Origin of the sequence: Streptomyces sp. NEAU-YJ-81 (genome assembly GCF_017592595.1) — a bacterium.
GTDB lineage: Bacteria > Actinomycetota > Actinomycetes > Streptomycetales > Streptomycetaceae > Streptomyces > Streptomyces hygroscopicus_B.
Window position 1 is genome coordinate 59,730 of sequence record NZ_JAGFNO010000022.1, and the last position, 24,031, is coordinate 83,760.

Consider the following 24,031-nt stretch of genomic DNA (forward strand, 5'->3'; position numbering starts at 1 on the left):
GTGCAATCGGCCCGGCCTGTCGAGATGGCCGAGCGGTGGCCGGACACCGCGTCCCTGTCGGTGGCTTCTGGTAGGACTGAAGCTGTGAGCAGGGACAACGAGCGGCCGAAGGATCCGGCGGAGGCGTCGGAAGGGGAGCAGCTCGCGCTCATTCGGGAGACCGTGCGCAAGGCCAAGGGGGAGCGGGCCAGGCCGCGGACCTGGCGGGGGGCCAAGCTGGCCGGGGAGCTGCCCGTGGCGCGGGTGCTGGTCGACAAGGGGCCGGTCCACCTCGACAAGCTGTGGGACTACGCGGTGCCGGCCGAGATGGACGCCGAGGCCCGGCCCGGGGTGCGGGTGCGGGTGCGGTTCGGGGCCGGGACGGGGAAGGTGCGCGAGGGGCGGCGCGAGGGCGGCGGGCTGCTCGACGGGTACATCATCGAGCGCGTCGCCGAGTCCGACTATCGGGGCCCGCTGGCCGCCCTCGCGCAGGTGGTCTCCCCGGAGCCGGTGCTGGGGCCGGGGCTGCTGGCGCTGTGCCGGGCGGTCGCCGACCGGTACGCCGGATCGCTCGCCGATGTGCTGCAGTTGGCCATGCCCAAGCGCAACGCCCGCGCCGAGGGCGAGCCGTCACCGCCGCCGCTGCCCCCGCCGGAGCCGCCCGCGCCCGGGAGCTGGGCGCGCTATCCGGCCGGGCCCGGGTTCCTGGAGGCGCTTGCCCGCGGTGACCGGCCGCGGGCCGTATGGACCGCGCTGCCCGGGCCGCACTGGCCCCGGGAGTGGGCCACCGCCGTGGCCGCCACACTCGCGTCCGGGCGCGGGGCGCTCGTCGTCGTCCCTGACGGGCGGACCGCCGAGCGGGTGGACGCGGCGCTCACGGAGGTGCTCGGCGGCCCGGGGCGGCATGTGCTGCTCACCGCCGACCTCGGACCCGAGGAGCGCTACCGCCGCTGGCTGGCGGTCAGCCGGGGCTCGATCCGGGCCGTGGTGGGCACCCGGGCGGCGATGTTCGCGCCGGTCCGGGACCTCGGGCTGGTGGGGATCTGGGACGACGGGGACCGCAGCCACAGCGACGACCGGCTGCCGCAGCCGCACGCGCGCGATGTGCTGCTGCTGCGCGCCGTCCATGAGAAGACGGGCTTTCTGCTGGGCGACCTGGGCCGCACCGTCGAGGCCGCCCAACTGGTGGAGAACGGCTGGGCCCGGCCGCTCGAGGCCGACCGCGAGCAGGTCCGCGCGGCCGCCCCGCTGATCCGTACGGTCGACGAGGGCGAGGTGGCCCGGGATATGGAGGCCCGTGCCGCCCGGCTGCCCACACTCGCCTGGCAGACCGTACGGGAGGCGCTGACCCGGGGCCCGGTGCTGGTGCAGGTGCCGCGCCGGGGCTATGTGCCGAAGCTGGCCTGTGAGCGCTGCCGGGAGCCCGCGCGCTGTGCGCACTGCTCGGGCCCGCTGGAGGCGCGGGACGCGGACCATCTGGTGTGCGGATGGTGCGGGCGGGACGAACCCGCCTGGCATTGCCGTGAATGCGGGGGCGTCCGGCTGCGGGCCTCCATAGTCGGCGCCCGGCGCACCGCCGAGGAGCTGGGCCGCGCCTTTCCGGCCGTGCCCGTGCGCACCTCCGGCCGTGACCATGTGCTGACGTCCGTCCCCGACCGTCCGGCGCTCGTCGTGAGCACGCCGGGCGCCGAGCCGGTCGCCGAGGGCGGTTACGCCGCGGCGCTGCTGCTCGACGGCTGGGCCCTGCTCGGCCGCCCCGACCTGCGCGCCGGTGAGGACGCGCTGCGCCACTGGCTGGAGGCGGCCTCGCTGGTCCGCGGCCACGGGGACGAGGGGAGTGACGGCCGGGGCGGCACCGTGGTGATCATGGCCGAGCCGACGCAGCGGCCCGTCCAGGCGCTGGTGCGCTGGGACCCGGCCGGGTATGCGGCGCGTGAGCTGGCCGAGCGGTCCCAGCTGGGCTTTCCGCCGATCTCACGGATGGCGGCGGTGACCGGCCCCGCGGAGGCGGTGGCCGAGCTGATCGCATCGGCCGGGCTGCCCGAGGGGGCCGAGACACTGGGCCCGGTCCCGCTGCCCCCGGCGCCTCCCGGACGTCCGCGCCGCCCCGGAGACCCGCCGCAGGGCGAGGTCTGGGAGCGCGCGCTGCTGCGGGTACGCCCCGGCCAGGGCAGCGCCCTCGCGGCGGCCCTCAAGGAGGCGAAGGCGGGCCGTTTGGCGAGGGGGGAGAAGGACCCCGCGGTGCGGGTGGATCCCCTGGATATCGGCTGACCTCGGCTGAGCCGGGTCTGGGCCTTGGCTGACCTCGGCCCCGGTCTGGGCGTTGGCCGACCTCGGCTGCTCCCCGGCCGGGGGTGCGCTCCGGGCGCCGCGGGGTGTCCGGGGGCCGCAGGGTCTCCGGGTGCTGGGGCTTACTGGCCGGGGGCGCCCTCCGGAGTGACCGGGTAAGCCGTAGGTGCCGTAGTGCCTCCGGGTGCCGCAGGCCGGGTGCTGGCGTCTTCCGGCGCTCGGTTCTTCTGGCCTGGGGCGCCCCCCGGCGGCAGCCAGGGCGAGTGGCAGGGTGCCGCAGAGTCTCCGGGTGCTTGGGCTTACTGGCCGGGGCGCCCCAGGGGGACGGGGCAAGCCGAAGGGCGCCGTAGAACATCCGGGGGCTTGGTTCTTCCGGCCGGGGGCACCCTCCCAGCGGTAGCTGGGGGAGGCTGAGGCGCCCCGGAGGCGAACCGAGCCTCAAAAAAAGGGGGTCCAGTCAGCCGTGGCGGGGGCTGGGGAAGGGGCTGGGGCGGGGGTCCTCGCGGAGGGACGGCGTCGACTGCGGCGGGACCGTGCGCGCGGCGGGCACCGAGGGTACGGCGGCGGGCTCGGCCGGGCGGCCCGGGGACGCTTCGCCGGCCTCGGGCGCGTTCTGCGCGGCGGCCCGGCGCGAGCCGTAACGGCGGTGCACCGCCTGCTTGGTGACGCCGAGCGCCGAGCCCACCGCGTCCCAGGAGAAGCCCAGCGAGCGGTCGAAGTCGACAGCGGCGGTGACCAGCGTCTCGACGCTGTCGCGCAGTTCCTGGGCGAGCCGCACGGTGGGGGCCGGAGCGCGTCCGTAGACCACGAAACCGGCGGACGGGCCGGTGCGCCGGGGGCGGTAGACATTGCCGAGTTGGGCGGTGAGCGTGCGCAGCGCGTCCACCTGCCGGCGGACCCGCTCGATGTCCCGGACCAGGAGGTGCAGGCTGGCCCGTGCCTGGGCGTCATGAGTTGCGTGGTCGGCCATGTACAAGCCTCTCGAACCGGCGTTGACGGGGGATGGGGGGTGAGGGGGACGGGAGGGGGCTGGTGCTGGATGGGGGAAGTCGAGCGGGCGGCGGGAAACGCATCGGGCCGCGGCAGCGGCCCGATGCGGTCAATCTGCCTTGACCAACGCGGCACCCGCCCGTCGGTCACGGTCCGGGGCGTGCGGGAGTCCGCCCGTACGCCCCCTCGGCCGGCGGACCATAGACTTCAGAGGCTGTTCGACGTTCCGCCGTATCCGCTGTGTGAGAGGTAGTTCGCCACCCATGAGGCTCGTGTTCGCCGGTACCCCCGAGGTCGCCCTGCCCGCTCTGGACGCGCTGATCGCGTCGGAGAAGCACGAGGTGGTGGCCGTGGTGACCCGTCCCGACGCGCCCGCCGGGCGCGGTCGCCGGATGGTGGCCAGCCCGGTCGCCGAGCGGGCCGAGGAGGCGGGTATCGAGGTGCTCAAGCCCGCCAGGCCGCGCGATCCGGAGTTCCTCGCCCGGCTCGGCGAGATCGCACCGGACTGCTGCCCGGTGGTGGCCTACGGCGCGTTGCTGCCCAAGGCGGCGCTGGAGATTCCTGCGCACGGCTGGGTCAATCTGCACTTCTCGCTGCTCCCCGCGTGGCGGGGCGCGGCACCCGTGCAGCACTCCGTGCTCGCGGGCGACGAGATGACCGGCGCCTCGACCTTCCAGATCGAGGAAGGGCTGGACTCCGGGCCGGTGTTCGGGGTGGTGACGGAGGAGGTGCGGGCCACCGATACCAGCGGCGATCTGCTGACCCGGCTCGCCTTCGCCGGTGCGGGGTTGCTCGAAGCGACGATGGACGGCATCGAGAACGGCACCCTGCTCCCGGTGCCGCAGCCGGCCGAGGGCATCTCGCTCGCCCCGAAGATCACCGTCGAGGACGCGGAGATCGACTGGACGGCGCCCGCGCTGCGCGTCGACCGGCTGGTGCGGGCGTGCACCCCCGCCCCGGGTGCGTGGACCACCTTCCGTGAGGAGCGGCTGAAGGTCGTCTCGGCGCGGCCGGTGGCGGACCGTACGGATCTGGAGCCCGGCCGGCTGGCCGCGACCAAGAAGGCCGTGTACGTGGGCACGGGCAGCCATGCCGTCGAGCTGACGTGGGTGCGGCCGCAGGGCAAGAAGCCGATGCTCGCGGCGGATTGGGCGCGTGGGGTGCGGATCGCGGAGGGCGAGCGGCTCGGGGCCTGAGCAGGGCTGAAAGGCGGCCATCGGGCGCGCCGGGGCGGCGGATGTTGACTTCAACCTAAGTTGAAGTCCTACGTTCCTCACGAGACCTCGGAGGTACGTGATGGACATCGAAGTGACCGCCTGGCATTCCCTGTATCAGGCGTCCAATGCCAGCGACGACCGGCGGCCCTTCTCCCGCGAGACACTGCGCCGTATCGGCGCCTTTGCCCGTCCGCACCGCCGTCGGCTGCAGCTGTTCCTGGTGCTGAGCACGGTCACGGCGGTGCTCGCGGTGGCGACGCCGCTGCTGGCCGGCCGGGTGGTGGACGCGATCGTCCACCATTCGGGACAGGACACGGTGCTCGGGCTGGCCGGGCTCATCGCCGCGATCGCCGTGGCGGAGGCGGCCCTCGGGCTGCTGACCCGCTGGCTGTCGGCGAACATCGGCGAGGGGCTGATCCTCGATCTGCGCACCTCCGTCTTCGACCACGTCCAGCGGATGCCGGTGGCGTTCTTCACCCGGACCCGCACCGGTGCGCTGGTCAGCCGGCTCAACAACGACGTCATCGGCGCGCAGCGGGCGTTCAGCGACACCCTCTCCGGGGTGGTCGGCAATATGGTGACGCTGCTGCTCACCCTGGTCGTCATGATCGGGATCTCGTGGCAGATCACCCTGCTGACGCTGGTGCTCCTCCCCGTTTTCCTGCTGCCCGCGCGCCGGGTGGGCGGACGGCTGGCGAAGCTGCGCCGCGAGGCGGCCGCGCACAACGCCGCGATGAGCACCCAGATGACCGAGCGCTTCTCCGCGCCCGGGGCCACCCTGGTCAAGCTCTTCGGCCGGCCCGCCGACGAGTCCGCCGAATTCGCCGCGCGGACCCGGCGGGTGCGGGACATCGGGGTGCGGACCGCGATGGTCCAGGTCTCCTTCGTGACCGCCCTGACCCTCGTCTCCGCCCTGGCCCTCGCCCTGGTCTACGGCCTCGGCGGCTGGTTCGCGCTGCACGGGCGGCTCGACCCCGGCGCCGTCGTCGCGCTCGCGCTGCTCCTCACCCGGCTGTACGCGCCGCTGACCGCGCTGGCCGGGGCGCGGGTCGAGGTCATGAGCGCGCTCGTCAGCTTCGAGCGGGTCTTCGAGGTGCTCGACCTCGAGCCGCTGATCAAGGAGAAGCCGGACGCTCGGGAGGTCCCCGACGGGCCCGTGTCCGTCGAGTTCGACCGCGTGGACTTCGGCTACCCGGCCGCGGACAAGGTCTCCCTCGCCTCCCTGGAGGAGGTCGCCACCCTGGACACCCGCGGTGGTGTCCAGGTCCTGCACCAGCTTTCCTTCCGGGCCGAACCGGGCCAGATGGTCGCGCTGGTGGGCTCATCCGGCGCCGGGAAGTCGACCATCGCGCAGCTACTGCCGAGGCTTTACGACGCCGATGGCGGCGCCGTACGGCTCTCCGGGGTGGACGTCCGCGATCTGACCGCCGATTCGATCCGCGCCACTCTCGGCATGGTCACGCAGGACGGCCATCTCTTCCATGACTCGATCCGCGCCAATCTGCTGCTGGCCCGGCCGGAGGCCACCGACGAGGAGCTGTGGGAAGTGCTGCGCCGGGCCCGGCTGGAGGGGCTGATCGCGTCCCTGCCGGACGGCTTGGAGACCGTCGTGGGCGAGCGCGGCTACCGGCTGTCCGGCGGTGAGCGCCAGCGGCTGACCATCGCCCGGCTGCTGCTGGCCCGGCCCCGGGTGGTGATCCTCGACGAGGCCACCGCGCATCTGGACTCCACTTCGGAGGCGGATGTGCAGGAGGCGCTCGGCGAGGCGCTGGAGGGGCGCACCGCGGTGGTGATCGCCCACCGGCTGTCCACAGTTCGGGCGGCGGATCTCATTCTCGTCGTCGAGGGCGGGCGGATCGTGGAGCGCGGTACGCACTCCGCGCTGCTGGCCGCCGGAGGGCGCTACGAGGAGCTGTACCGCACCCAGTTCGAGCAGCCGGCCGCGATGGGCGACGGATTCGCCGTGGACGGAGCGAGCGCACCCGGTATGGGCGCGACGGCGACGGCCGTGGACGCAGCGAGCGCACCCGGCACCAGCGCCAAGGTCACGGCCCTGGACGGCGGCCCCACGGCCGCCGGGGCCCCGGCGACGTAGGCTGGGTCCCTTCAAGCCCGATCCGTCCCCCGGAGCACATTTCCCGTGACCGACCAGCCCCGTCGTCGCCGTCCCCACGCCCCGAACCGGCCTGGCAAGCCCTACCGCCGCCCGCAGAAGGACCCCGTGCGGATCCTCGCCTTCGAGGCGCTGCGGGCGGTCGACGAACGGGACGCGTACGCCAACCTCGTTCTCCCGCCCCTGCTGCGCAAGGCGCGGGAGAGCGCGGAGGCCGGCGGGCCGCGGTTCGACGCCCGGGACGCGGCGCTCGCCACCGAGCTGGTCTACGGCACCCTGCGCCATCAGGGCACCTACGACGCGATCATCGCCGAATGCGTGGACCGCCCGCTGCGCGAGGTGGATCCGCCCGTGCTCGACGTGCTGAACCTCGGCGCCCATCAGCTACTGGGGACCCGTATCCCCACGCACGCCGCCGTCTCGGCGAGCGTCGAGCTGGCCCGGGTGGTGCTCGGCGACGGACGGGCCAAGTTCGTCAACGCCGTGCTGCGCAGGATCGCCGCCCACGACCTGGACGGCTGGCTGGAGCGGGTCGCCCCGCCCTACGACGAGGACCCCGAGGAGCATCTGGGCGTCCGCCACTCGCATCCGCGCTGGGTCGTCTCCGCCCTGTGGGACGCGCTCGGCGGCGGCAGCTCCGGGATCGAGGAGCTGCTGGCCGCCGACAACGAACGGCCCGAGGTCACCCTCGTCGCCCGGCCCGGCCGGTCCACGGCCGGGGAGCTGCTGGACGCCGTCGGCGAGGGGGCCGCGGTACCGGGCCGCTGGTCCCCGTACGCGGTGCGGCTCACCGAGGGCGGGGAGCCCGGGGCGCTGGAGGCGGTGCGCGAGGGGCGCGCCGGGGTCCAGGACGAGGGCAGCCAGTTGGTGGCCCTCGCGCTGGCGAACGCGCCGCTGGAGGGGGAGGACCGGCGCTGGCTGGACGGCTGCGCGGGCCCCGGCGGCAAGGCCGCGCTGCTCGCCGCGCTCGCCGCGGAGCGCGGCGCCGCGCTGCTGGCCGCCGAGAAGCAGCCGCACCGGGCCCGGCTGGTGGCCAGGGCCCTGGCGGGCAACCCCGGCCCGTACCAGGTGATCGCCGCGGACGGCACCCGGCCGCCGTGGCGGCCCGGCGCCTTCGACCGGGTGCTGGTGGATGTGCCGTGCACCGGGCTCGGTGCGCTGCGCCGCCGCCCCGAGGCGCGCTGGCGGCGCCGCCCCGAGGACCTCGACGGCTTCGCCCCGCTGCAGCGCGGGCTGCTGCGGGAGGCCCTGGCCTCGGCGCGGATCGGCGGCGTGGTCGGCTATGCGACCTGTTCCCCGCATCCGGCCGAGACCAGGGCCGTGGTCGAGGACGTCCTCAAGGGGCGTGGCGGCCCGGCCGTCTCCGCGGAGTGGATCGACGCCCGTCCGCTGCTGCCGGGGGTGCCCGAGCTGGGCGACGGCCCGGACATCCAACTGTGGCCGCACCGGCACGGTACGGACGCCATGTATCTGGCCCTGCTGCGCCGCACCGGCTGACCGCACCCGTTCATCACGCGGGTTCCCGGAGTGAGCGGCCCCGGGGCGTCGCACGGCCGCGGTGAGCGGCGCGTCAGTCCTTCGGGACCGCCGGAAGCGCTTCCTGCGGCCGGTCGGTCGGGGCGTAGACGGCGGCCGCGTGGGCGGTGGGGTCGAGGTCCTTGTGCACCGCGCGCGCCACCGCCTCGATGGTGGCCACGCCCGCCTTCATGGTGCGGTTGTCCTGGGTGAGCACGGTGAGGGTGTAGTCGTGGCCGCCGCCGGTGAAGGCGCCGATGCTGTGCACCCGCCAGCCGTGGGCGGACCGCTCCAGCCAGCCGTTCTTCACCTGGATCCGCACCCCGCCCGGGGCACCGGCCGGGGTGCCCCAGCGCTGTTCGCGGATGACCTTGCCCATCAGCGAGAGGATGTAGCGGCGGGAGGCGTCGGTCAGCACCGTGTTCGGGTGGGTGATCAGGTCCAGGAGCCGCTCCTGGTCGTTCGCGGTGATCCGGGTGAGGCCCCAGTAGCCGTTCTTGCCGGGCACGGTGGCGTCCATGCCCGCAGCCCGCAGGAACGCCTTGACCCGGGAGGCTTTGAGCTTCTTCCACAGCTTGCTGGTCGAGGCGTTGTCCGACTTGGTGATCATGGCCTTGGCGAGGGTCTTCTCGCTCTTGGTCAGCGGCCGGTGGTGCCGTTGCGCGTCCCACAGCAGCGTCCCCAGGACCGTCGCCTTCACCACGCTCGCGGAGTCGAACCGCTGGTTCGCGCGCAGGGTGCAGCGGGTGTGGGTGGCGTGGTCGCGGAGGCTGATCGCGGTGGTGCCGGACCGGCCGCGCAGCGCCGCGGCGATGTCCTTGGACAGCTTGCCGGCCAGCCCGGACTGGTGCGAGACGCAGACCGGCCGCGGTGCCGTGGCCGCGGCGGAGGCGGGCCCGGCCCCGGCGACCGGCGATACGACGACGGCCGCGGTCAGCGCCGCGCACACCGCGGTGCGGGGATGCCGGGATGGATGCCGGGGTATTCGATCGCTCGTCATGGTGGGTTGCCTGTTTGTACGTGATGTCTAGGGGTTTCATCCGACTTCTACATGGTCCTGGCTCCGTCGCCGTGCGTCGATCGGAGCGGTCGATCGCGGAGCGGTCGATCGGAGCGGAACCAAGTGATCACGGCGGTGCGGGCCGTTGCGATGATCCCGGCTCCATGGGCCGGCGCCGACCGTGGGAGGCTGGTGGCATGGCCTCGCAGATCAACCCCAGCATTCTGTCCGCAGACTTCTCCCGCCTCGCGGATGAGGCGAAGGCGGTCGAGGGTGCCGACTGGCTCCACGTCGACGTCATGGACAACCACTTCGTCCCCAACCTCACCCTCGGGGTTCCGGTGGTCGAGTCGCTGGGCAAGGCCACGGAAACCCCGCTGGACTGCCATCTCATGATCGACGACCCGGACCGCTGGGCGCCGCAGTACATCGAGGCGGGCGCCGGTTCCGTCACCTTCCATGTGGAGGCCGCTGCCGCGCCGGTGCGGCTGGCGCGCGAGATCCGGGCCAAGGGCGCGCGGGCCTCGATGGCGCTCAAGCCGGCCACGCCCATCGAGCCGTACGAGGATCTGCTGCCCGAGCTGGACATGCTGCTGGTGATGACCGTGGAACCCGGCTTCGGCGGCCAGGCGTTCCTCGACATCATGCTGCCGAAGATCCGCCGCACCCGGCAGCTCATCGACAAGCATGGACTCCAGATGTGGCTCCAGGTGGACGGCGGGGTCTCGGCCGCCACCATCGAGCGGTGCGCCGAGGCGGGCGCCGATGTGTTCGTGGCGGGCTCGGCCGTCTACGGCGCCGACGACCCGGCCAAGGCCGTACAGGCACTGCGCCAGCTCGCCGAGAAGGCAACCGGTACCCCCGGAACATGAGGCGACGTAGCTACCGGTCGGTGAACTCAAGGGTGAAGGGCGAACCAACTCCGCCGTTTCTGACAGGATGAACGGTGAGTCCGGACAGTGAATAGTGAGGAGACCGCGGTGTCGACGGGCCGTTCAGCCACGCGGATGGGACCCGCCGAACTGGTGCAGGCGGCGGCCATGGCGCGCCGCTTCTACCTCGAGGGCAAGTCCAAGATCCAGATCGCCGAGGAGTTCGGCGTCAGCCGCTTCAAGGTCGCGCGGGTGCTGGAGACGGCGCTCGAGCGCGATCTGGTGCGCATCGAGATCCGGGTTCCCGCCGAGCTCGACGCGGAGCGCTCCGACGCCCTGCGCGCCCGCTACGGGCTGCGCCACGCGGTCGTCGTGGAGTCGCCGGCCGACGCCGAGGCGGACACCCCGGACCCGGAGAACCTCGGCGAGGTCGCCGCGGACCTGCTGGGCGAGCTGGTGACCGAGGGGGATGTGCTGGGGCTGGCCTGGGGGCGGTCCACGATCCACATGGCGGCCGCGCTGCACCGGCTGCCCCCGTGCACCGTCGTCCAGCTCACCGGCGTGTACGACGCGGGCACGGCCGAGCGCGGCTCGGTCGAGGCGGTGCGCCGCGCCGCCGCCGTCTCGGGCGGGGAGGCGCACCCCATCTACGCGCCGATGCTGCTGCCGGACACGGCCACCGCGGACGCCCTGCGCGGCCAGACCGGTATCGCCCGCGCCTTCGAGTACTTCGACAAGGTCACCGTGGCCTGCGTCTCCATCGGCTCCTGGGAGGCCGGGATCTCCACGGTCTACGACATGCTGACCGAGAAGGAGCGGGCCCACTACGAGAGCCTGGGCGCCGCCGCCGAGATGTCGGCCCACCTCTTCGACGCCGAGGGCCGCCGCATCGGCCGCGACCTGGGCGAGCGCTGCATCACCGTGGAGGCCGACCGGCTGCGCCGGATCCCCGAGGTGGTGGCCATCGCCGGTGGCCGCCGTAAGGCCGAGGCGATCGGGGCGGTGCTGAGGTCCGGCCTGGTCACCAGCCTGGTCACGGACACCGCCGCCGCGGACTACCTGCTCGCCGAAACCACCCCCGCAGCCCACCCCGCCCTGGACCGCGCCGACCCGGACGGCGTGTAGCGGGCCGGTCGCGGCGGGCAAGGGGGAAACGGCGGGCAAGGGGGAAACGGCGAGCGGCCCGCCGCTCGCCGTATCGGATCACGCCAGAAGCAGGGCGGCGTCCCACGGCACCTCACCGTCGGCGGTTCCGGCGGGCGGCGTGCTCCGGCCGAGCAGGACGAGGGCGACGCCCGCCGCGCCCTCCAGGAACGTCGGCGCGTCCAGCGGCTCCGGCCGGAGGGGTAGCACCGGCGCGGTGGGAAAACCGAAGGCCGTGCCGGGGTCGAAGCGGGCGCACAGCCGCTCGGCGATCTCGTCCGCCCGCGCGGACAGCGACGCGTCGTCCAGCTCGTCGGCCATACGCCCGGTGATCCGGGCCAGCCCGGCGAGGCCGTGGCACAGTCCGGGATCGTCCAGCCCCCGCGGTCCGTCGGGGCGGGCGAAGACCGCCCTCATCGCCTCCGCCGCGGTATGCACCCACGCGTCCTCGCCCAGCGCGACTCCGGCGAGCTGCAGCGCGCGGGCGATTCCCGGAGCGCCGTAGCACCAGCTCGCGCGCCCCGGCCCCAGGGCGGGCCGGGTGGGCGCCACCTCCTGGTCGGCGGAGACCGTACCGGGCCATCCGGGGCCCGCGTCCGGGCCCTCCTGGCGCCAGCTCATCAGCCACCGGGCGATACGGCGGATGGCCGTGTCGTGGCCGGGGACGCGCAGCCCGCGCGTCCAGCACAGGGACAGCAGCGCGAGCGGCCCGGCGATGCCGTGGGCGAGGCCCAGATCGAGCACCCACTCCCGCCGCCGCGGGTCCACCGCGGCGGGCCACGGGGGGCTGAACCAGCCGGGTAGCGGCCCGGCCCCGGCCTTGACGGGCTCGGTGAGGGCGACGAGATACCGCAGCACGTCGTGGACGGCTTCGGGGTCGGACGGCTCGGCGAGGAAGTACCGGCCGAGGCCGGTCACACCGGAGACGACGTCGAAGTGTTCCCGGTCCGCCCCGGCGACACCGGATTCCATTCGCTCGTACTCGGCGTCGAGGACCGTTGCGAGGCGATGCCGCAGGGTCGCGTCCACTCGGCCCCGTACGGTGGCGTAGTCCCGGGGCGAGCGGGTGGCGTGCTTGGCGGCGAAGCCGAGACTGCCCAGGCCCGTGATCAGCCCGGGACCTCTGGCACCGGCGTACCCGGCCTCCGCCGCCAGCAGGGCGTGGACGGTCGGGCGCAGGCCCGGATCGTTCCTGCTCAGCTCGCTGAGGAACAGCGCCGCCCCCGAGGCACCCATGCCGAGCCCGGCAGCGGAAAAGTCCCCGGTGCCGGTGTTGGTGACGTGGTCGCGGATACGGGCGCCGATCTCGGCCACCACCGTGTCGGGATCCCACCGCCCGGCTGGTGCCGCCGTCATCCGAGATGTCTCCGTCGTCATCCGAGATGCCTCCGTCGTCCGTGGTCGGCCTGGGCGAGGCCACGCGCCACCGCCAGCGAACGGCCTTCGGAGGTGCGTGAGGTGCCGATCAGCCGGTTGTGGTGCATATGCAACACGCTCGCCAGCACCGATGGGTCGGCGGCCACGGAGGCATAGGCGCGCATGGCGGCCGCCCTGGCGTCGAGGGCGGTGAGCGCGGCGGCAGCGCCCTCGGCGGGGAACGTGGCCCGGAGCCCGCCGTCCAGCAGGCGGAGTGCCGCCGCGCGGCGTTCCCGGAAGTAGGCGTGGTGCTCCTCGTCCCGCGGGTCGCGCAGCCACCAGTCGGTCCACCGGTCGCCGTGGACCTGGCGGGTGAGGTCGAGGTAGTTGGCGGCGGCGAGCACCTGCGGCTCGACGCCGACCGCGTCGGCCGCCCGCAGGCGTAGCTGTTCGAGGGCGGCCACGCTGTCGTGGTGGAAGACCGTCTCGGCGGCCTCGATGGCCTCGTGGCCGCCGTAGCGAAGGGTTTCGGGTTCATAGCCGTCGATGACGAACGCCCCGGCCAGGCGCAGGTCGCGCAACTGCTCCACCCAGTCGAGGACGCCCGGTGTCAGCTCGCCGTGGAGCGTCGCGGGGTCGCCGTGGAAGCGCAGCCGCAGATGCGCTCCGGCCGGATCGGCGTAGCGGATGAAGAACCAGCGGTCCACCGCGGGCGGCAGAGCCGCCAGCAGCCGGGGCAGGTGCTCGGCCAGCACCTCGTCCTGGCGGTTGGCGTAGGTGTAGAGCCTGCCGTAGAGCCACTCGCGGCTGTGCCGCGGGACGGGCGGACCGACCGGGCGGATCCGCCGCGCCGGGGCCCGGACGGCCGGGGACTCGCCGGTCGCCGGGCGGGAGGGCAGCAGCGGTATCACCAGTTCGCTGCTGAACGCCCCCGAGTCGGTGGCGAGCCAGCCGTCGCCCGCCCCCGCGTCCTCGGGAGTCTCGTACGCCGTCACGTCCTTGCTCCGGCCGAGCTCGCGGCGCAGCACCATGCGGTGGAGCGGGGCGGTCAGGTCGAGCTCCACCCGGTGGTCGCCTCCGCCGACGGCGACCCGGTCGGGCACGTTCCAGCGCGCCCGCCAGCCGTCCAGACGGCGCTCCCACTCCGCGTCGGAGAGGGAGGAGTCGAACAGGCCGGGGTCGGTCAGCCGCCATCGGGCGGGGGCGAGGACCGTCCTGCCGAACCGGACGCGGGGCAGGTGAGGAAGGGTGGAGAGACGCCCCCATGTCCATACGCACGAAGGCCAGCTCCCCATCGTCGGCACCTCGCGCAGCAGACGGACCGCCGCGGGGGCGCGCCGCGGGTCGAGCATGGTCACAGCCCGCGGGTTGATCTCCTGTCCGGTCGAGGCGTCCACGAGATACAGCCGGTCCGGGTCTGCGGCCAGTGCGAGATCGCCCACGCCCCGCACGGCGGGCGAGGCGCGGTCCGCGAAGCAGCCCACCGCGACCCGCTCGGTCCAGAACGGCCGAACGCGGGCCACATTGGCGTCGCGCCCTCTCAGGGGCAGGAAGTCCAGGTGCGCCTGGAGCGCGCCGTCCCGGGCCGAGTCGGCGGCGGAACTGCGCGCCAACTCGCCTACCTCCTCCACGTCGTCGAGGAGGTAGGCGAACCGGCCGAAGAGCGCGCCCGGTGCCGGCGATCCCGTCGACGGGGAGAGCACGAGCGTGAAGTCGCCCTCGTCGAGGGATCGCCGCGAGGGGGCGGTCAGATGGGCGCAGAGTTCCAGCGCGGCCGGGGGCGGTGCTCCGGAGCCGCGCAGCCGGTCGAGCGCCGCGTCGTCGAGCACCACCTCGCGGTCGCCCGACGCGATCGCGGTGAGGGCCAGCTCGGCCAGGAACTCGTTCCGGGCCCGGTCGCGTTCGCTCGGCTCACCGGCTTCCGCCGTGCGCCGTTCGCTTTTGGGATGGTCGTAGCCGGCGGGCGGGCCCAGGCCGGTGTGCGGGTCGAGGACGTCGGCGAGCGGCACGGCCCGGCCGGTGCCGTAGCGTTCGACGAACGCGTCACGGTACTCCCGCAGCTCCGGCGTCGGCATCGTGTCGGGTGCGGCGAGACACAGCGCCGTGGCCGCGCGCTCCGCCTCCCGCAACACCTCCCGGTCCAGGGTGACTTCGGCGTCCAGCCGCATGTCGACCTGGACCGGCCGGTCATCGGCGCGCAGACCGCCCATCGCGTCCAGGGCCTTCTCCCAGCGGCCGAGCCCCGCGCCGAGGCGTTCCGCGCCGTATTCGTCCAGCAGGTCGCCGATGACGGCCAGTTCGCCTGCCCTGTCGGCCTGGCCCACGGACTTGAGGACCTCCACCGCGTACCGCAGCGGGTCCGTCTCGCCGAGCGGGGGGCGTAACTCGGTGAGGAGGAAGCCCTGGCGGACGAGTTCGACGAGAAGCCCCTCCTTGGCGGACACGGGGACGTTCGGGTACGCCTCGTCGAGGGTCTTCAGCAGGTCCCCGGCCGGGCAGGGGTGCCGGGTGGCGGCGAGGATGGTCCGCACGGCCGCCGTGTGGCGTACGGAGATCTCCTGGGCGGTCCGCCCATCGCGCTGCCGTTCGTCGGTGGCCGACTCATCGGAGCCGGCGGGGTCCTTCGCGTCGTAGCCGCAGGGGAGCACCCAGCGCTGCCCGCGTGCGAAGCCCAGGTCGTTCGCCACGACGCGCAGCGCCCGCAGTACCTCGAGGTCGCCCTCCCAGGCGGTGAGCACGCCGGTCAGCCAGCCGCCGTCCGGGCGCACCGCCTTGCGGTGCCGGGTGCCCAGCCGGATCCGGCAGCCCGCCTCGCCGAAGGACACCGGGGCGACGCCCGCCAGGAGTCCGAAGGGGGTGGCGCGGCTGGCGCCCCGCAGGACGTAGCGCGTCGCCGAGAGGGTGAGCTTGCGCAGGGCGCCGGATTTCATCGGCGCGCCCGCGCGCAGCGCCTCGACGGTGCGGTGCAGTGAGGGGCTGGAGACGGCGAGGGCCTCCTCGACCCGTTCGTCGGAGAGGAGCGCGTCGATGTACCGGCGGACCTGCTCGCGGTCGCGCGGGTCGAGGTGTGCGCGGGTCTCGGGGGCCGAGTGGGGAAGGAGGGGGACGCGGAGCATCCCGGTGGGCTCCGCGTGGAACATCGCGTGGTCTCCGGACATGGGGTCGTCTCTCCCGTTCACGCTCGGCACCGCCGAGAATTCCGCCGTCGGCGAGCCGCGCGGGGCCCGGGCTCGGCCCGGGCCCCGCGCGGTCCTGGCTACTAACAGGCCGGCGCGGCGACGGTGCACCAGAGGATGGACGCCGCGGGCGTGCCGGTGGAGGCGCTGTGCGCGGCCGTCGGCTCGTCGAGCTCGACACGCACGTCCAGGTCGAACTCCGACATCTCCTTGGCCGACTCGGCCGGTACGGCAACAGACATGGTCAACTCCTTCGGTAGAGGGGCGACGGCAGCCGTTCGCACCCAGTGCCGCTCATACACACCTCAGCGGATGGGGCATGCGCGGCTCCCGTTCGCGGTTGGCACGCGGGGCACTCGGTCGAGCGCCCCACCCGTCCTGTGTACGTGCACAGCCAGTGATTCCGGAACTTCGGAGAGCTAGATCTAAGGGTTGCCTCAGAAAGTCGCGGGCGGTGGAACGAACGGCCGTGATCGCGCTCTCTTACGGCTCCTGGCCGGGCCCCGACCGCTCGCGGACGCGCCCAGCAGTGCTCCGCCGTATGGGGTCACTCGCCCTCGGGCGGGCGCTCGGGTAACGTTTCGACGTAAGGCAGGTTGCCTGTCGGCACCGGAGCAGCCCCCGCAGCGCCTCTTTGGAGGACTCTACGAATGCGGGGGTGTTTTGTTGTGCCGCTGCGGGAGTGACCTGCGTCGTTTCGCGTGAAAATGTGAGACTCATGCGTTTCCTCGAGCCCGGTACGGGGCGCCACGTGGAATCTTCCCCGGTTCCCTACGACCTGACGTACGACGATGTGTTCATGGTGCCGAACCGCTCCGCGGTCGGCTCCCGCCAGGGGGTGGACCTGGCCTCACCCGACGGCACCGGCACCACCATTCCACTCGTCGTCGCCAACATGACCGCGATCGCCGGCCGCCGCATGGCCGAGACAGTCGCCCGTCGCGGTGGCCTCGTCGTCATTCCGCAGGACATCCCGATCGACGTCGTCACCGACGTGATCCGCTGGGTCAAGAGCCGCGATCTGGTGCTGGACACCCCGATCGTCCTCGCCCCGACCGGCACCGTCGCCGACGCGCTGTCGCTGCTGCCCAAGCGGGCACACGGCGCGGGCGTGGTGGTCGAGGACGGGCGTCCGGTGGGCGTGGTGACCGAGTCCGACCTGACCGGCGTGGACCGCTTCACCCAGCTGTCCGAGGTGATGTCGCGCGAGCTGATGGTGCTCGACGCCGACATCGACCCCCAGGAGGCGTTCAACCGCCTCGACGCCGCCCACCGCAAGCTCGCCCCCGCCGTCGACGCGGACGGGAAGCTGGCGGGCATCCTGACCCGCAAGGGCGCGCTGCGCGCGACGCTCTACAAGCCCGCGGTGGACGCGGGCGGCCGGCTGCGGATCGCGGGCGCCGTCGGGGTCAACGGCGATCTGGAGGGCCGTACGAAGGCGCTCCTGGACGCCGGGGTGGACGCCCTCGTCGTGGACACCGCCCACGGCCACCAGGAGTCGATGATCACCGCGCTCAAGGCGGTCCGCGGCCTGGGTCCGCGAGTGCCGGTGGTGGCGGGCAACGTGGTCGCCGCCGAGGGGGTGCGCGACCTCATCGAGGCCGGTGCCGACATCGTCAAGGTCGGCGTCGGGCCGGGCGCGATGTGCACCACCCGCATGATGACCGGCGTGGGCCGGCCGCAGTTCTCCGCGGTGCTGGAATGCGCCGCCGAGGCGCGGAAGTTCGGCAAGCACATCTGGGCGGACGGTGGCATCCGGCACCCCCGCGACGTCGCCATGGCGCTCGCGGCCGGGGCGTCCAACGTCATGGTCGGCTCCTGGTTCGCGGGGACGTACGAGTCGCCCGGCGACCTCCAGCACACCGCCGACGGCCGGCCGTACAAGGAGAGCTTCGGCATGGCGTCGGCACGCGCGGTGCGCAATCGCACCAGCGACGAGTCGGCGTACGAGCGGGCCCGCAAGGGATTGTTCGAGGAGGGGATCTCCACCTCGCGGATGTTCCTGGACCCGGCCCGGCCGGGAGTCGAGGACCTGATCGACTCGATCATCGCGGGCGTGCGCAGCTCCTGCACCTACGCGGGCGCCGGGTCGCTGGAGGAGTTCCACGAGCGGTCCGTGGTGGGTGTGCAGAGCGCCGCGGGCTACGCGGAGGGCAAGCCGCTCCACGCAAGCTGGGACTGAGGCTCAGGAGTTCGGCTCGCCCCGGAGGCGAACCGAGCCCCCGAACACCACAACCCCACTCGGCTCGGGTGAGTGGGGTTGTGGTGGTGTGTCGCGGCGGGGTCTCACCTCGCCACTCCGCGCTCGCCCCGGGTGCGGGGCAGCGCGTGGCGCGGCGGGCTGGTGAGGGTGATCTGCCGGACCAGCTGGTGGAACGAGACCAGCGCGGCGACCGGGGGAAGACCGGCCACGGCCATGCTGGGCGCGTTCCTCGGGGCGTGTGCGACGCACAGGAACACCGCGATGGTGGAGAAGAGCACCACCACGGCCCATGAGTGCGCCGCGCCCCGGCGGTGCAGGGCGGCCCGCAGCACCGACAGCGAGGCGACCAGCCAGGGTCCGTAGACCAGCAGGGGCCACCACGCCGCCATGGACTCCGAGGTGCTCGGGGAGGCCAGATAGCGCAGTGGGCGGTAGGAGATCATTCCGCCGAGCACGCTCAGCATGGCGACGATGACCGTGGTGACCGCCGCGAAGATCAGGCTGATCACATGCAGCCACGGCAGGGTCGGCAGCCGGAAGCGGACCCGGCGGCGCTTGCCGCGCCCCCGCACATGCGTGGGGGAGGGGGTGTGGAGGGGAGCGACCGGTCCGATGGGGCCGGTGGTGTGCACCGACTCCTCGGGGGAGGTCGTCTGGAGCAGCCGGGCCAGGTCTCCCTCCAGGTCCCAGCGGCCCTCGATGGTCTCCGGGTCGGGCAGGGGGAAAGGATTCATCTCATAATCGGCTGCCGCCTCGTACCGCTCCCCGGGAGGGGGCGCGGGGGCGTGCCGGTGGCCGGTGGGTGGGGGCCCGTAGCCGCCCGGCCTCGGCTCGGTGTACGTCATGCCTTGACGCCCGGTTCCGGCGTATCGGACCGCTGGAGGAAGTCCGTCTCGATCCGGCCCAGCGCCCGGATGAAGTCCTCCCAGACTCTCGCGCAGTATTCGAGCGGGTAGCGCTCGCTGTCACCCCCCTGGTCTCGGGGCCGGAACACGGGTTCGGCACTGAGCTGGGAGTGATCGGGTGGTTGCAGACTGTCAGTGGTCACGTCCCCACCAACGACCGCTAAAATGGTGCAGTATCGCGGCATTCGGGTGAAACGAGCGCTGACTCGCGCAGTGTCTCGCAACGATTCCCCGCCGAGCGCCCCCGCGCGCAACGTTGCCACGGGTATGCGCAACCATGGTCCATTACGGCCGTCGGCGGACGGCTCATAGGGTCTTGCGCTGACGTGGAGTGGCGGGGACCGACTGCTCGGCGATTCCCACCTGCGGGTTTGCTTTCGGGCACCCGTATGTCCGCAGTCGGTCGCCACCACCCGATGGCAGCGATTAAGGAGCCACCCCTGTGTTGGAGCACGGCGCAGCACCGCCCGCCACCCAGCAACCGGAACCAAACCCTCCGGTCGGCGGGCTGGGCGCCCGGCTGATGCGGCGCAAGCCGGTGGAGCGGCTGGTCGCCGAGGGCGGCCAGGGTGAGGGCGGCAGCCTGCGGCGCTCCATGGGCATGTGGCAGCTCACCATGATCAGCATTGGGGCCACCCTGGGCACCGGCATCTTCGTGGTGCTCGGCGAGGCCGTGCCGGACGCCGGTCCCGCGGTCATCGTGTCGTTCGTCATCGCCGGGCTCACCGCGCTGTTCTCCGCGCTGTCGTACGCCGAACTGGCGGGCACCATCCCCGTCTCCGGCTCCTCCTACTCCTACGCCTACGCCACGATGGGCGAGCTGATCGCCTGGGTCTGCGGCTGGTGTCTGATCCTGGAGTACGGCGTCTCGGTGGCGGCCGTCGCCGTCGGCTGGGGCGAGTACCTCAACGAACTGCTCGACGGCACCCTCGGCGTGACCATCCCCGACGCCCTGGCCGCCCCGCCCGGGGACGGCGGGATCTTCAATCTGCCCGCCCTGCTCGTGGTGCTGCTGGCCATGGCGTTCCTGCTGGGCGGCGCCAAGGAGAGCGCCCGCGCCAACACGGTCATGGTGGCGGTGAAGATCGCGGCGCTGATCCTCTTCTGCGCCGTCGCCTTCACCGGCATCCGGGCCGGCAACTACACCCCGTTCATGCCGCTGGGTATGGCGGGCGTCAGCGCCGCCGGCGCCACCCTCTTCTTCTCCTACATCGGCTTCGACGCCGCCTCCACGGCCGGTGAGGAGGCCAAGAACCCCCAGCGCGACCTGCCCCGCGCGATCATGCTCTCGCTGATCATCGTCACCGCGCTGTACTGCCTGGTCGCCGCGGTCGCGGTGGGTGCCCTGCCGTGGAAGAAGTTCTCGGGCTCCGAGGCCGCGCTCGCCTCGATCATGAAGGATGTCACCGGACAGGACGCCTGGGCCGTGCTGCTGGCCGCCGGAGCGGTCGTCGCGATCGCCTCCGTGGTGCTGACCGTGCTCTACGGCCAGACCCGCATCCTCTTCGCGATGTCCCGGGACGGGCTGGTGCCCAAGGTTTTCTCCACCGTCCACGCCAGGACTGGTGTGCCCCGCGCCAACACCGTGATCGTCTCGCTCTTCTGCGGGGTCCTGGCCGCCGCGATCCCGCTCGGCCAGCTCGCCGACGCCACCAGCATCGGCACCCTCTTCGCCTTCGCGCTGGTCAACATCGCCGTGATCGTGCTGCGCCGGACCCGGCCCGATATGCCCCGCACCTTCCGGGTGCCGCTGTCCCCGCTCTTCCCGGTGATCGGCTTCGCGCTGTGTCTGTGGATGATGGGCAGCCTGCAGTTCGTGACCTGGGTGGTCTTCGGCTGCTGGATGGCCGTCGGCCTTGTGCTGTACTTCGCATACGGCTTGCGCCGATCCCGACTGGCCACAGCAGAGAAGTGATTGCCCCCCAGTGCGACTGAATGATCTCGACGAACGCATCGTCCACGCCCTCGCCGAGGACGCCCGCCGCTCCTACGCCGACATCGGCGAGCTGGTCGGACTGTCCGCGCCCGCCGTCAAACGACGGGTGGACCGGCTGCGCGCGGAGGGAGCCATCACCGGCTTCACGGTGCGGGTCGACCCGGTGGCGCTGGGATGGGAGACCGAGGGCTTCATCGAGCTCTACTGCCGCCACAACACCTCGCCGGACGCCATCCGCCGGGGCCTGTCGCGCTATCCCGAGGTGGTGTCCGCGTCGACCGTCACCGGTGACGCGGACGCCGTCGTCCAGGTCTTCGCCTCCGATATGCGCCACTTCGAGCGGGTGCTGGAGCGGATCGCGGGGGAGCCGTTCGTGGAGCGCACCAAGTCCGTGCTGGTGCTCTCGCCCCTGCTGCGAAGGTTCAGCTCGGGGGCGCCGACGTAGGCGCTCCGCTGGGTGCGCAGTTCGGGGCGCCTGCCCTGAGCTGCTGTTGGTCGGCTGCCGCGCCGTCGTGGCTGGGCGCCCCGACGCGGCGGAGCCGCACAGCCCCGCGCCCCTGCGGGGCGTGCGCAATGAATCGACGCGCACCGATCCCCATGCGCCATGAATCGACGCCGGACGCAACGAAGCCGTCTTGTTGGGCGATCCGGAGGCAACGTACTGTTTTTATACCCGTACCCCTCCCCTCAAGGTCTGCCATGTCGCCGCTGCGCACCGCTCTGCTCCAGAACTCCGGTCACCCCGGCGATCCCGCCGGAAACCTCAAGGTCCTCGACGAGGCCGCCGCCGGCGCGGCCGCCGACGGGGCCGGGCTGCTGGTCACCGCGGAGATGTTCCTCACGGGATACGCGATTGGCGGCGGCGGCGTACGGGAGCTGGCCGAGCCCGCCGACGGGCCGAGCGGCCGGGCCGTGGCCGAGATCGCCGCGACGCACGGTCTCGCCATCCTCTACGGCTACCCCGAGAGCCACGCGGGCGCCGTGTACAACTCCGCACGGCTCGTGGGCGCGGACGGCACCGAGCTGGCCAACTACCGCAAGTCCCATCTCTACGGCTGCTTCGAGCGGGCGTCGTTCACCCCCGGTGAGACGCCCGTCGTCCAGGCCACCATCGGCGAGCTGACCGTCGGCATCCTGATCTGCTACGACGTGGAGTTCCCCGAGAACGTACGGGCCCATGCCCTGGCCGGGACCGATCTGCTGCTGGTGCCCACCGCGCAGATGCACCCCTTCGAGTTCGTCGCCGAATCCGTGATTCCGGTGCGGGCCTTCGAGAGCCAGATGTACATCGCGTACGTCAACCGCAGCGGCGTCGAGGGCGAGTTCGACTTCGTCGGCCTGAGCTGTCTGGCCGGGCCCGACGGCGCCACCTGTCTGCGCGCCGGCCGCGGCGAGGAACTCCTCCTCGGCGATGTCGCCCCCAAGCTGCTGACCACCTCGCGCCGGATCAACCCGTATCTGCGGGACCGCCGCCCCGGTCTGTACTCCTCCCTCGGCTGATCCGTCCTCACCTGATCAGTCCGGCCCCCTGCCGTACCCGAAACACGCTCTTCGCACCAACCAGCAAGGAATCCGTACCCCATGACGTCCACGGTGCCCACCGCCGTCCATGACGAGCAGGAAACGCGGGCCCATCAGGCCCTTCCGCCCATGACCATGTTCGGCCCGGACTTCCCCTACGCCTACGACGACTTCCTCGCCCACCCGGCGGGCTTGGGCCAGATACCCGCGACCGAGCACGGTGGCGAGGTCGCGGTCGTCGGCGGCGGTCTCTCCGGCCTCGTCACCGCGTACGAGCTGATGAAGATGGGCCTGAAGCCCGTGGTCTACGAGGCCGACCGGATCGGCGGACGGCTGCGCACCGTCGGCTTCGACGGCTGTGACGATTCGCTGACCGCCGAGATGGGCGCGATGCGCTTCCCGCCGTCCTCCACCGCCCTCCAGCACTACATCGACCTGGTGGGCCTGAAGACCCAGCCGTTCCCCAACCCGCTGGCCCCCGACACCCCCTCGACCGTCGTCGACCTCAAGGGCGAGTCCCACTACGCCCGCACCATCGACGATCTGCCGCCGGTCTACCGCGAGGTGGCCGACGCCTGGAACGCCTGCCTGGAGGAGGGGGCGGACTTCTCCGACATGAACCGCGCCATCCGCGAGCGGGACGTCCCCCGGATCCGGGAGATCTGGTCGCGGCTGGTCGAGAAGCTGGACAACCAGACCTTCTACGGCTTCCTGTGCGACTCCGCGTCCTTCACCTCCTTCCGGCACCGGGAGATCTTCGGCCAGGTCGGCTTCGGCACCGGCGGCTGGGACACCGACTTCCCCAACTCCATCCTGGAGATCCTGCGGGTCGTCTACACCGAGGCCGACGACCACCACCGCGGCATCGTCGGCGGCAGCCAGCAGCTTCCGCTGCGGCTGTGGGAGCGCGAGCCCGAGAAGATCGTCCACTGGCCCCAGGGCACCTCGCTGTCCTCGCTGCACGGCGGTGAGCCCCGCCCGGCCGTGACCCGGCTGCACCGGGCCGCGGGCGACCGCGTCGTGGTGACGGACGCGAGCGGCGACATCCGCTCGTACCAGGCGGTGGTCTTCACCGCGCAGTCCTGGATGCTGCTCTCCAAGATCGACTGCGATGACTCGCTCTTCCCGATCGACCACTGGACGGCGATCGAGCGCACCCACTACATGGAGTCCAGCAAGCTCTTCGTGCCGGTGGACCGGCCGTTCTGGCTGGACAAGGACGAGATCACCGGCCGGGACACGATGAGCATGACGCTCACCGACCGGATGACCCGCGGCACCTATCTGCTGGACGACGGCCCGGACCGGCCCGCCGTCATCTGCCTCTCCTACACCTGGTGCGACGACAGCCTCAAGTGGCTGCCGCTGTCGGCGAACGAGCGGATGGAGGTCATGCTCAAGTCGCTCTCGGAGATCTATCCGAACGTCGACATCCGCAAGCACATCATCGGCAGCCCGGTCACCGTGTCCTGGGAGAACGAGCCGTACTTCATGGGCGCGTTCAAGGCCAATCTGCCCGGCCACTACCGCTACCAGCGCCGGTTGTTCACCCACTTCATGCAGGACCGGCTGCCCGCCGACAAGCGGGGCATCTTCCTCGCGGGCGACGACATCTCCTGGACGGCGGGCTGGGCCGAGGGCGCCATCCAGACCGCGCTCAACGCCGTGTGGGGCGTGATGCACCGCTTCGGCGGCTCCACCGACCCGAAGAACCCCGGGCCGGGCGATCTGTACGACGAGATCGCGCCCGTGGAGCTCCCCGAGGACTGAGCCGGTCCCAGGGCTGTTACGCCGACGGCAGGTCGTCAGGCCGTCG

Annotated in this window: 18 protein-coding genes; 11 read left to right on the forward strand and 7 right to left on the reverse strand. The window is 72.7% G+C overall.

The features are described 5' to 3' along the window. Positions 1–84 precede the first annotated feature (84 nt). Entirely contained in the window at positions 85–2,250 is a 2,166-nt protein-coding gene (locus tag J5X86_RS34360; RefSeq protein ID WP_208520600.1) for a primosomal protein N', read from the forward strand. A gap of 475 nt (positions 2,251–2,725) precedes the next feature. Here the strand turns inward: J5X86_RS34360 and J5X86_RS34365 are convergent, their stop codons facing one another. Further along, complete coding sequence (locus tag J5X86_RS34365) at positions 2,726–3,238, reverse strand: hypothetical protein (RefSeq protein ID WP_208520601.1); 513 nt, start codon at positions 3,236–3,238, stop codon at positions 2,726–2,728. A 283-nt stretch (positions 3,239–3,521) separates the two neighbouring features. Here J5X86_RS34365 and fmt point away from each other — a divergent pair, with 283 nt between their 5' ends. The 3 genes from fmt (at position 3,522) to J5X86_RS34380 (ending at position 8,085) form a co-directional block, all read left to right on the forward strand. Further along, entirely contained in the window at positions 3,522–4,454 is a 933-nt protein-coding gene (gene fmt / locus J5X86_RS34370) for a methionyl-tRNA formyltransferase (protein WP_078639840.1), read from the forward strand. 100 nt (positions 4,455–4,554) lie between these two features. Beyond that, a complete protein-coding gene (locus J5X86_RS34375; protein WP_208520602.1) occupies positions 4,555–6,570 on the forward strand; it encodes an ABC transporter ATP-binding protein in 2,016 nt (671 codons plus the stop codon). Positions 6,571–6,615: 45 nt separating this feature from the next. Further along, complete coding sequence (locus J5X86_RS34380) at positions 6,616–8,085, forward strand: RsmB/NOP family class I SAM-dependent RNA methyltransferase (protein WP_208520603.1); 1,470 nt, start codon at positions 6,616–6,618, stop codon at positions 8,083–8,085. A 73-nt stretch (positions 8,086–8,158) separates the two neighbouring features. Here the strand turns inward: J5X86_RS34380 and J5X86_RS34385 are convergent, their stop codons facing one another. Next, on the reverse strand, positions 8,159–9,103 hold the full coding sequence (locus tag J5X86_RS34385; protein ID WP_208520604.1) for a serine hydrolase: 945 nt from the start codon (positions 9,101–9,103) through the stop codon (positions 8,159–8,161). A 197-nt stretch (positions 9,104–9,300) separates the two neighbouring features. Between J5X86_RS34385 and rpe the strand changes: the two genes are divergently transcribed. Both rpe and J5X86_RS34395 read left to right on the forward strand, forming a co-directional pair. Then, the gene (gene rpe / locus J5X86_RS34390; protein WP_208520605.1) at positions 9,301–9,975 is read left to right on the forward strand and encodes a ribulose-phosphate 3-epimerase; all 675 of its coding nucleotides are present in this window, start codon (positions 9,301–9,303) and stop codon (positions 9,973–9,975) included. A gap of 135 nt (positions 9,976–10,110) precedes the next feature. Beyond that, on the forward strand, positions 10,111–11,100 hold the full coding sequence (locus J5X86_RS34395; protein WP_203348700.1) for a sugar-binding transcriptional regulator: 990 nt from the start codon (positions 10,111–10,113) through the stop codon (positions 11,098–11,100). A gap of 78 nt (positions 11,101–11,178) precedes the next feature. Here the strand turns inward: J5X86_RS34395 and J5X86_RS34400 are convergent, their stop codons facing one another. The 3 genes from J5X86_RS34400 to J5X86_RS34410 all read right to left on the reverse strand — a co-directional run bounded on the left by J5X86_RS34400 (position 11,179) and on the right by J5X86_RS34410 (position 15,892). Next, positions 11,179–12,474 (reverse strand): lanthionine synthetase C family protein, encoded by a 1,296-nt coding sequence (locus J5X86_RS34400; RefSeq protein WP_243982178.1) that lies wholly within the window; start codon positions 12,472–12,474, stop codon positions 11,179–11,181. 17 nt (positions 12,475–12,491) lie between these two features. Continuing rightward, complete coding sequence (locus J5X86_RS34405) at positions 12,492–15,632, reverse strand: lantibiotic dehydratase (RefSeq protein WP_208520607.1); 3,141 nt, start codon at positions 15,630–15,632, stop codon at positions 12,492–12,494. 101 nt (positions 15,633–15,733) lie between these two features. After that, complete coding sequence (locus J5X86_RS34410) at positions 15,734–15,892, reverse strand: FDLD family class I lanthipeptide (protein ID WP_208520608.1); 159 nt, start codon at positions 15,890–15,892, stop codon at positions 15,734–15,736. Between the two features lie 476 nt (positions 15,893–16,368). On the opposite strand from J5X86_RS34410, the gene J5X86_RS34415 reads away from it, so the two are divergent. After that, positions 16,369–17,832 (forward strand): GuaB1 family IMP dehydrogenase-related protein, encoded by a 1,464-nt coding sequence (locus tag J5X86_RS34415; protein ID WP_208520609.1) that lies wholly within the window; start codon positions 16,369–16,371, stop codon positions 17,830–17,832. Positions 17,833–17,936: 104 nt separating this feature from the next. On the opposite strand, the gene J5X86_RS34420 is transcribed toward J5X86_RS34415, so the two are convergent. Together J5X86_RS34420 and J5X86_RS34425 are read right to left on the reverse strand one after the other, a co-directional pair. Continuing rightward, a complete protein-coding gene (locus J5X86_RS34420) occupies positions 17,937–18,587 on the reverse strand; it encodes a DUF2637 domain-containing protein (RefSeq protein WP_374229318.1) in 651 nt (216 codons plus the stop codon). Positions 18,588–18,694: 107 nt separating this feature from the next. After that, a complete protein-coding gene (locus tag J5X86_RS34425) occupies positions 18,695–18,901 on the reverse strand; it encodes a hypothetical protein (protein WP_208520611.1) in 207 nt (68 codons plus the stop codon). 299 nt (positions 18,902–19,200) lie between these two features. On the opposite strand from J5X86_RS34425, the gene J5X86_RS34430 reads away from it, so the two are divergent. The 4 genes from J5X86_RS34430 to J5X86_RS34445 all read left to right on the forward strand — a co-directional run bounded on the left by J5X86_RS34430 (position 19,201) and on the right by J5X86_RS34445 (position 23,985). After that, on the forward strand, positions 19,201–20,673 hold the full coding sequence (locus J5X86_RS34430) for an amino acid permease (RefSeq protein ID WP_208520612.1): 1,473 nt from the start codon (positions 19,201–19,203) through the stop codon (positions 20,671–20,673). 10 nt (positions 20,674–20,683) lie between these two features. Continuing rightward, complete coding sequence (locus J5X86_RS34435) at positions 20,684–21,139, forward strand: Lrp/AsnC family transcriptional regulator (RefSeq protein ID WP_078639830.1); 456 nt, start codon at positions 20,684–20,686, stop codon at positions 21,137–21,139. A 254-nt stretch (positions 21,140–21,393) separates the two neighbouring features. After that, positions 21,394–22,194 carry a carbon-nitrogen hydrolase family protein gene (locus J5X86_RS34440; RefSeq protein WP_208520613.1) on the forward strand — a complete coding sequence of 267 codons (801 nt, stop codon included), beginning with the start codon at positions 21,394–21,396 and terminating at the stop codon, positions 22,192–22,194. Between the two features lie 81 nt (positions 22,195–22,275). Then, positions 22,276–23,985, forward strand: coding sequence for an NAD(P)/FAD-dependent oxidoreductase (locus J5X86_RS34445; RefSeq protein ID WP_208520614.1), 1,710 nt, complete (start codon positions 22,276–22,278; stop codon positions 23,983–23,985). Positions 23,986–24,031: the final 46 nt, after the last annotated feature.

Coding starts and splice junctions, on each gene's coding strand:
- J5X86_RS34395 (WP_203348700.1), top strand. CDS start 10,111: ATGGGACCCGCCGAACTGGTGCAGGCGGCGGCCATGGCGCGCCGCTTC.
- J5X86_RS34365 (WP_208520601.1), bottom strand. CDS start 3,238: ATGGCCGACCACGCAACTCATGACGCCCAGGCACGGGCCAGCCTGCAC.
- J5X86_RS34375 (WP_208520602.1), top strand. CDS start 4,555: ATGGACATCGAAGTGACCGCCTGGCATTCCCTGTATCAGGCGTCCAAT.
- J5X86_RS34440 (WP_208520613.1), top strand. CDS start 21,394: ATGTCGCCGCTGCGCACCGCTCTGCTCCAGAACTCCGGTCACCCCGGC.
- rpe (WP_208520605.1), top strand. CDS start 9,301: ATGGCCTCGCAGATCAACCCCAGCATTCTGTCCGCAGACTTCTCCCGC.
- J5X86_RS34445 (WP_208520614.1), top strand. CDS start 22,276: ATGACGTCCACGGTGCCCACCGCCGTCCATGACGAGCAGGAAACGCGG.
- J5X86_RS34405 (WP_208520607.1), bottom strand. CDS start 15,632: ATGTCCGGAGACCACGCGATGTTCCACGCGGAGCCCACCGGGATGCTC.
- J5X86_RS34400 (WP_243982178.1), bottom strand. CDS start 12,474: ATGACGGCGGCACCAGCCGGGCGGTGGGATCCCGACACGGTGGTGGCC.
- fmt (WP_078639840.1), top strand. CDS start 3,522: ATGAGGCTCGTGTTCGCCGGTACCCCCGAGGTCGCCCTGCCCGCTCTG.
- J5X86_RS34420 (WP_374229318.1), bottom strand. CDS start 18,587: ATGAATCCTTTCCCCCTGCCCGACCCGGAGACCATCGAGGGCCGCTGG.
- J5X86_RS34415 (WP_208520609.1), top strand. CDS start 16,369: ATGCGTTTCCTCGAGCCCGGTACGGGGCGCCACGTGGAATCTTCCCCG.
- J5X86_RS34385 (WP_208520604.1), bottom strand. CDS start 9,103: ATGACGAGCGATCGAATACCCCGGCATCCATCCCGGCATCCCCGCACC.
- J5X86_RS34410 (WP_208520608.1), bottom strand. CDS start 15,892: ATGTCTGTTGCCGTACCGGCCGAGTCGGCCAAGGAGATGTCGGAGTTC.